This window comes from Pseudorhodoferax aquiterrae (genome assembly GCF_014652235.1).
In the GTDB taxonomy this organism is placed as follows: Bacteria; Pseudomonadota; Gammaproteobacteria; order Burkholderiales; family Burkholderiaceae_C; genus Pseudorhodoferax; species Pseudorhodoferax aquiterrae.
In genome coordinates, this window is the sequence record NZ_BMYK01000041.1 from 33,434 (window position 1) to 39,852 (window position 6,419).

The window sequence follows — 6,419 nt, forward strand, 5'->3', positions numbered from 1 at the left end:
CGATGCCAGCTAGCGTAGGCAGGCCGCGGCACCGGCGCCACGAAGAACTTCGCATGTGCATATGCGCGCGCCGCGGCTACAGTCGGCGCGTCGCCGCCAGGCTTCGTTGGGAGCATCCGCCATGCAGGATTTCGCCGCACTGGTTTCCGCCCTCGCATCGCTGGCCTGGCCGGCCGTGGCGGTGTTTCTGCTGGTCTGGCTGCGCGGCCCGGTCGGCGAGCTGATCGCCTCGGCCAAGCAGCGCAAATTCAAGATCGTGCTGGCCGGCAACGAGCTCAGCATGGAAGAGGCGGCGCAGCAGCAGAGCCAGGTCGTGCTGGACCTGCAGGCCAAGCTGGCCGAACTCGAAAAGCGGCTCGGCCCGCCGCCCGAGGCCGCGGCCGCGCCGATGGCCGCCCGCGCGGTGCCCGTGGCGCGCGGGCAGCGCGTGCTGTGGGTGGACGACATCCCGCGCAACAACAGCTACCTGATCGCCGCGCTGCAGGACCGCGGCGTGGAGGTGGACACGGCGCTCAGCACCGACGAGGGCCTGGCCAGGTTCGCCGCCCAGCGCTACGACGTGGTCGTGACCGACATGGGCCGGCCCGAAGGCCGCACCGCGGGCATCGACCTCGTGCGCCGGCTGCGGGCGCTGGGCACCCAGGTGCCGCTGTACATCTACTGCAGCGTGGACTCGGCCAAGCGCTGGCGCGACGAGGCCCTGCAGGCCGGCGCCACCGACATCACGGCCTCGGGCACCAGCCTGCTCGGCGTGCTGCCCTGATCGGCGCGGTCCCTACTGGATCTGCACCGCCTGTTCGCCCGGCGTCGGCAGCGCGCGCGGCAGCGCCGCGGCGAAGCGGATCGCCCAATGCCCGTCCTCGCCGTGCAGCGCATAGCTGCAGCAGTTGGGCATGGGCAGGCCGAGCTGGAACGCACGGAAGGCCTGCATGGCGCGCGTGCTGTCCACCGGAAAGCCCATGCAGCGCCAGACCAGCATGGCCAGCCACATGCCGTGGCCGAACACCACGCTGCGGTCGGGCAGGGCCTCGAGCCGCGCGCGCACCTGGTCCACACGGCCGGCGAAGGCCAGGAAGCTCTCGGCCCCCGGGCCCGTGCAGTGCGCGGGCTCGGCGCGCGCCCAGTAGGCGTCGATGAGCGGCTTGCGCTCCAGGTTGGTGGTGCCGGCCACCTCGTCGGGCGGCAAAGTCACGAACTCGTGCAGGTTCGCGATGGTCTCGATCGGCAACTGCCAGCGCGCGGCGCAGGGCGCGGCCGTGTGCTGCGCGCGCTGGTAGGACGAGCTGAAGATCTGGGCCGGCCGCCAGTCCATGCTGCGGGCCCAGTGCGCGGCCTGGGCGATGCCGGTGGCGGTGAGCGGGATCAGGGCCGGGTCGCTGCTGGGCAGGCCTGCGTTGGCCTCGCTCTCGCCATGGCGTACGAGCGTGATGGTCTTCATGCGATGAGGTCCAGCACCAGCTCGCCCGGCCGGCACAGCCGCGTCCCGCGCGGCGTCTCGACGATGGGGCGGTTCATGAGCACGGGGTGCTGCACCATCTGCGCGATCAGCTGCGCATCGGTCCACTGCGCACCGTCCAGGCCCAGTTCGGCGTAGAGCGCCTCCTTGCTGCGCAGCAGTTCGCGCGGTGCGATGCCCATGGCGGCGATGAGGCCGGTCAGGCGTTCGACGCTGGGCGGGGTTCGCAGGTACTCGACGACCTCGGGTTCGATGCCACGCTCGCGCAGCAGGGCCAGCGCGCTGCGCGAGTTGCTGCAGGCGGGGTTGTGGAAGATGGTGGCGTGCATGGGGGCGATGATCCCCGATTCGCACGTCACCGCTGCAACAGCGGGCCCAGCACCCGGTAGGGCTTGGGGAACCAGGCCCAGCGCTCGCCCAGCCAGACCAGGCCGTCGTAGACCGTGCCGGCATCGCGGCCGGGCGCGATGACCTTCCACGCGAGCCAGACGCGCTGCGGTTGCAGCAGCCCTGCCACGGCGCGGTAGCCGGCCGGGAAGGGGCGCGACAGCGCGTTGTCTTCGGCCAGCATGCCGGCCGGCGCCGCATGGCAGCGGATGCGCGCACCGGCCGGCGCGCGGGCCGGGTGCGGCGGCTGGGCGTCCCAGACGGCGTCGAAGGCCTGGCGCGCAGCCTGTGCCGCGTCCGGCAGGAACACGGCCGCATAGTCCTCGGGCCGGGGCCGCAGCGACGCGGCCAGGGCCGCGCCCTGCGGGCCTCCCAGGGCCTGCAGCAGCGGCAGCACCTGTTCGCAGACCAGCGCGGCGGCGGCCAGCGCCTGGGCCTGCGCCTGGCCGGGCGGCGCGGCAGCGGCTTCGGCGCCGATGTGGCGGGCCAGCGCCTGCCGCAGCGCGGCGGCCTCGCCTGCGCCCTGCACGGCATCGCGGTGCAGCAGGCCCTGCAGCGCCGCGGCGTCCAGCGCCAGCGGCCAGGGCGGTGGCACCGGGGCATCGGGCAGCGCGAAGCCGATGCGGCTGGGCGGCAGGCCGGGCGCGCCCTGGGCCTGGTAGACCGCCTGCAGCACGCCGTCGCGTTCGCCCACCACATGCTGGCGCCCGGCGCGCGCGAAGCCCTGCAGGTCCAGGAACCAGTGCGGCTCGCCGTCGTGCAGGATGCGGCGCGGTGCGAAACGGTAGACCAGGGCCGCATCCTGCGCCGGCAGCACGGGCGGCAGCAGTGGCGCCAGCGCGGCGGGCGGGCCGGCCAGCGCGCGGCCCGCGCGCTGCGCCCAGGCGCAGAGCCCGCCCGGCTCGAAGGCCAGCAGGCCCAGGGCCTCGCCCCGGCCCGGGCCGTCGCCGTGGTAGCGCGCATGGGCCTGCAGCGCCTGCGCCAGCGCGTCGCCGGCCTGCGCATGGCCCTGGGCCAGCGCCAGCGCCAGCTGCAGCACCGGCCGCCGCAGTTCGGCCACGGACGCGGCGTCGGCGATCGCGGGTGGGATGTGCAAGGCCTGCAGCGCGGCCTGCAGCAGCGCGGCGGCTGCGGCGTCGCCGCGGTACAGCGCGGCCAGGCCCACGCAGTAAGGCGTCCAGAACGGATCGGCCGTGCCGGCGTCCTCCTGGCAGGCGGCCACGGCGGCGGGATGGGTCAGCACCTCCAGCGCCAGGCCGTCGCCGTCGCTGCTGGCCAGCGCCACGGCCAGCGCCCAGCGCGCGCCGCTCAGGCCGGCCCGGCCGCCGGCGCGGAACACGCGCGTGCGGCCATCGTCCAGCACCAGCTCGGCCTGGCCCTCGCGGCGCGCGGCGCACAGCGCGGCGGCGGCGCCACAGGCCGCGCCTTCGCGCAGGGCTGCGGCCAGTGCCGGCCCGGCGGGCGCATCGAGCGAGGCCAGCCCGGCGCGCTCGGCAGCGACCACCAGCAGCTGCGCCGCATCGTCGTCGTAGTGCGCGGCCAGCACGGTCTCGCGCAGGGCCAGGTTGTTGGCCAGGGCCTGGGCATGGGCATGCCACAGGGCGGGGTCGCGCGGGTCGGGTGCGGTGGTCACGGTGCGGTGCTGGTCATGGTGGTGGTGCGGCCGGTGGTCAGGTCGAACTTCTGCGCTTCCAGGGGCGTGGGCCGGCCGCTCGCGTCCAGCGGCTGGCGCACCACGTAGTAGTCCACCTGCGGCGGGTTGGCCCGCACGGCGGCCAGGATGCGCGCGCCCAGCGCCTGCACGTCGGCCGGGGAGGTCGGCCGCATCATGTCACGCGCCAGGCTCTCCAGGTACTCCGGCGTGCCCTGTTCGGCGCGGCGGCCATCGGCCGTGCGGCGGAAGCCCAGGTCGGCCTGCGGCCCCTTGGCCTCGACCACGACCAGCCGCCCGTCCGGCCCGTTGAAGGCCAGGTCGGGCACGCCCGCGCCCGTGCGCGAGCAGGGCAGCGGCTGGCCCAGGCCCAGCGTGTCGGTGGCGAAGCGGCTGGCGGCGGCCTCGCCCAGCGCCTCGCCGCTGTCGCGGATGGTGAGCATGGCCGCGCTGAGATCGGCGGCCAGCTGCTCCGGCGTGCGGCCGCTCGGCGGCGGCCGGCCTCCCAGCTCGGCCAGGATGTCGTCGCGCGCGCGCATCGCGTCCACCTGCTGGCGGGCATGGGCCTCCTGCGTGGGGTTGTCGCGCAGGCTCAGGGCGGCGGTCGGCACGTCGGTGGCCACCGCGCGCACCGCGCCGATGGAGATGCCGCGCACACCGCCGCCCGCGGTCACGAAGGCGCCGCCGGCCCACAGCGTGAAGAGCCGCTGCTGCAGTGCCGGGTCGGCGCTGTCCAGAGAGGTGTGGGCCGCCAGGTAGCGGGCCTGGAACAGCGCGAAATCCTGGTAGTTCACGTGGTCGCCGAAGCGCTGCGCGGCCAGCTCGCGCGCCAGCGGATCGGGCGCCGCGCGCAGGTCGCGCACGATCTCGCGCTCGATCGCGCTGGCCTTGGCGCGGGCCTCTTCGATGGCGCGGTCCAGCAGCGCGCGGGCCGCCGGGTCGGGCAACTGGTCGCGTGCCTGGGCGATGGCATCGTGGTCCACCGTGCGGCCGCCGTTGCGCACCAGGCCTTCCTCGACCACGCGGCGCGCGGCCAGCGCCAGCTGCCGCTGGTCGCCGCGGCCCAGCGTCTGCTGGTGGGCGGCCTGGCGTGCCAGCACGAACACATCGTCCAGGCTGCCCGTCAAGGGCTCCAGCATGGGGTTGGTGCGTGCCGCCTCCACCATCTCGCCCAGCAGGCGACGGCCGGCCGAGGCGGGCTCCAGCGCCGACAGGGCCAGCGCCCGCCTTGCATCGGCCGCCTCGCCGCCATGCACCAGGCCCAGGTGCGCCACCAGACGGCCGGCTTCGTCCTGCAGCCGGGCGAGGGCACGGGTGTCGCCCTGGCTGCGGGCGGTCTCGATCGCGCGCGCCAGGTGCTCGACCTCGCCCACGCGGCCGCGGTCGTGGCGCGACAGCTGGGCGTTGGCGTCCGGCGGCGGATTCGGCCGCACGCCGGGGCGCAGCGCGTCGTCGCGCTGGTGGCGGGAGAAGCGCAGCTCGTTCAGCTCGTGCGCCAGCGCCCGCTGGATCTGTGCGGCCGAGGCGTGCTCGGACACGGTGATCTCCACGCGGTCGCCGTTGCGCCGGTAGGTGGCCACCGGGCGCAGGCCATCGGCGTTGGCCTCCACCGGACCCACGCGCACGCGCACCTGCAGCTCGCCGCCGTCGTGCTGCGGCACCAGCAGCACGCCGGGATCGTTGCGGGTCGGCCGCACCGTGCCGTGGAACTGGCCGTCGGGCCCGATCAGCCGTTGCAGCGCGGCGCCGGTTTCGGCCTCGGCCAGCCCCGTACCGCCGCGCCGCACCACGAAGCCGGTGCCGCCATGGAATTCGCTGCCTGGCACGGCGGCGGCCGTGGTGGAGTGGCCGCTCTCGTCGGTGTGCCCGGGCGCAGGCCGCGGGCTGGTGCCGGGCGGCGGCGTGGCGCGGCCGGCGCCGCCTTCGGCCGGCGGGTGGCCGCCACCGGGTGCGCCGAGCTCGTGCACGCGGCCGCTGCCCGGCACGATGGCGCGGCCCAGTTCGCCGATCAGGCCGGCCGGGATCTCCATCTGGTCGTCGGCGAAGCGCACGTCCACCAGGCGCGGCTGGCCATGCAGGTCGGCCGTGCCGTGCTCGGGGATGGCGGCCGAGCGCAGCGCGCGCACCCAGCCTTCGTCCACCTCGAAGGCGATGATGCGGGCCCGGCCCTCGCTGTTCTGCATCACGAACTCGACCGCGCGCTCGAACGAGCCGAAGTTCAGGTGCGCCGAGGCGCCGCCTTCGATGGTCACGTTGCCGTTGGCGTCCACATGCACCAGGCTGCGGCTGCGCTCGCTCTCCACGCGGAACACCATGCGGCCGCCGCCTTCGCCCTCCAGCAGCGGGCGCACCAGGCGCTGCAGCAGCGCGGGGTTGCGCTCCACGTCGGACAGCGGCACGCGCACCAGGCCGGGCTGCTCGCTGACCATGCCGGCGAACAGCGCGTCCACGTCCTCGGGGCCGGGCAGGTCGGCGGTGGCCGAACGGCGCCCGCTGGCGAACTCGGCCGCCTCGGCGCGCAGGCCGCTGGCGCGCGCCTCCAGGCCCACGGCCTGGTCCAGCAGCCGGTCGGCCTCGGCGCGCAGCGCGGCGGCGCGGCGCGGGTTGTGGCTGTCGGCCAGCGCGGCGGCGGCCTCGCGTGCGATGGCGGTGTCCAGCAGCGTGTTGGCCTCGTGCATGAGGCCGTCGGCCTGTTCGTGCAGCGCGCCGGCGCGCTGGCGCTGGGCCAGCGTGGCATGGTCGGCCGGCGGCGGGCGCACATCGGCACCGGGCTGCTCGGCGCCGATGCGCAGGGCCGGGCCGGCCTGGGCGGCGTCGATGGCGGCGTCCACCTCGGCGCTGCGCAGGTCGGGCAGCAGGCGGTTGCCGTCGCCGTCCGGTGCGGCGGACGCGGGGTGCGGGCCGGGCGGGGGGCCGCCATCGCCG

5 protein-coding genes are annotated in these 6,419 nt (G+C 75.9%); 1 reads left to right on the plus strand and 4 read right to left on the minus strand.

Annotated elements, in window-relative coordinates:
* Nucleotides 1-121: 121 nt before the first annotated feature.
* On the plus strand, nt 122-763 hold the full coding sequence (locus tag IE209_RS31270) for a response regulator (RefSeq protein ID WP_189690767.1): 642 nt from the start codon (nt 122-124) through the stop codon (nt 761-763).
* A gap of 12 nt (nt 764-775) precedes the next feature.
* Here IE209_RS31270 and IE209_RS31275 read toward each other — a convergent pair whose 3' ends face one another.
* The 4 genes from IE209_RS31275 to IE209_RS31290 form a co-directional block, all read right to left on the minus strand.
* Complete coding sequence (locus IE209_RS31275) at nt 776-1,438, minus strand: histidine phosphatase family protein (protein ID WP_189690768.1); 663 nt, start codon at nt 1,436-1,438, stop codon at nt 776-778.
* Nucleotides 1,435-1,785, minus strand: a complete 351-nt coding sequence (arsC, locus tag IE209_RS31280; protein ID WP_189690769.1) for an arsenate reductase (glutaredoxin) — start codon at nt 1,783-1,785, stop codon at nt 1,435-1,437. The genes IE209_RS31275 and arsC overlap by 4 nt, the downstream gene beginning before the upstream one ends.
* A 26-nt stretch (nt 1,786-1,811) precedes the next feature.
* Complete coding sequence (locus IE209_RS31285; protein ID WP_189690770.1) at nt 1,812-3,476, minus strand: hypothetical protein; 1,665 nt, start codon at nt 3,474-3,476, stop codon at nt 1,812-1,814.
* Nucleotides 3,473-6,419: hypothetical protein (locus IE209_RS31290; protein ID WP_229883150.1), on the minus strand; the 2,947-nt coding region annotated here is incomplete at its 5' end. The genes IE209_RS31290 and IE209_RS31285, both read right to left, overlap by 4 nt.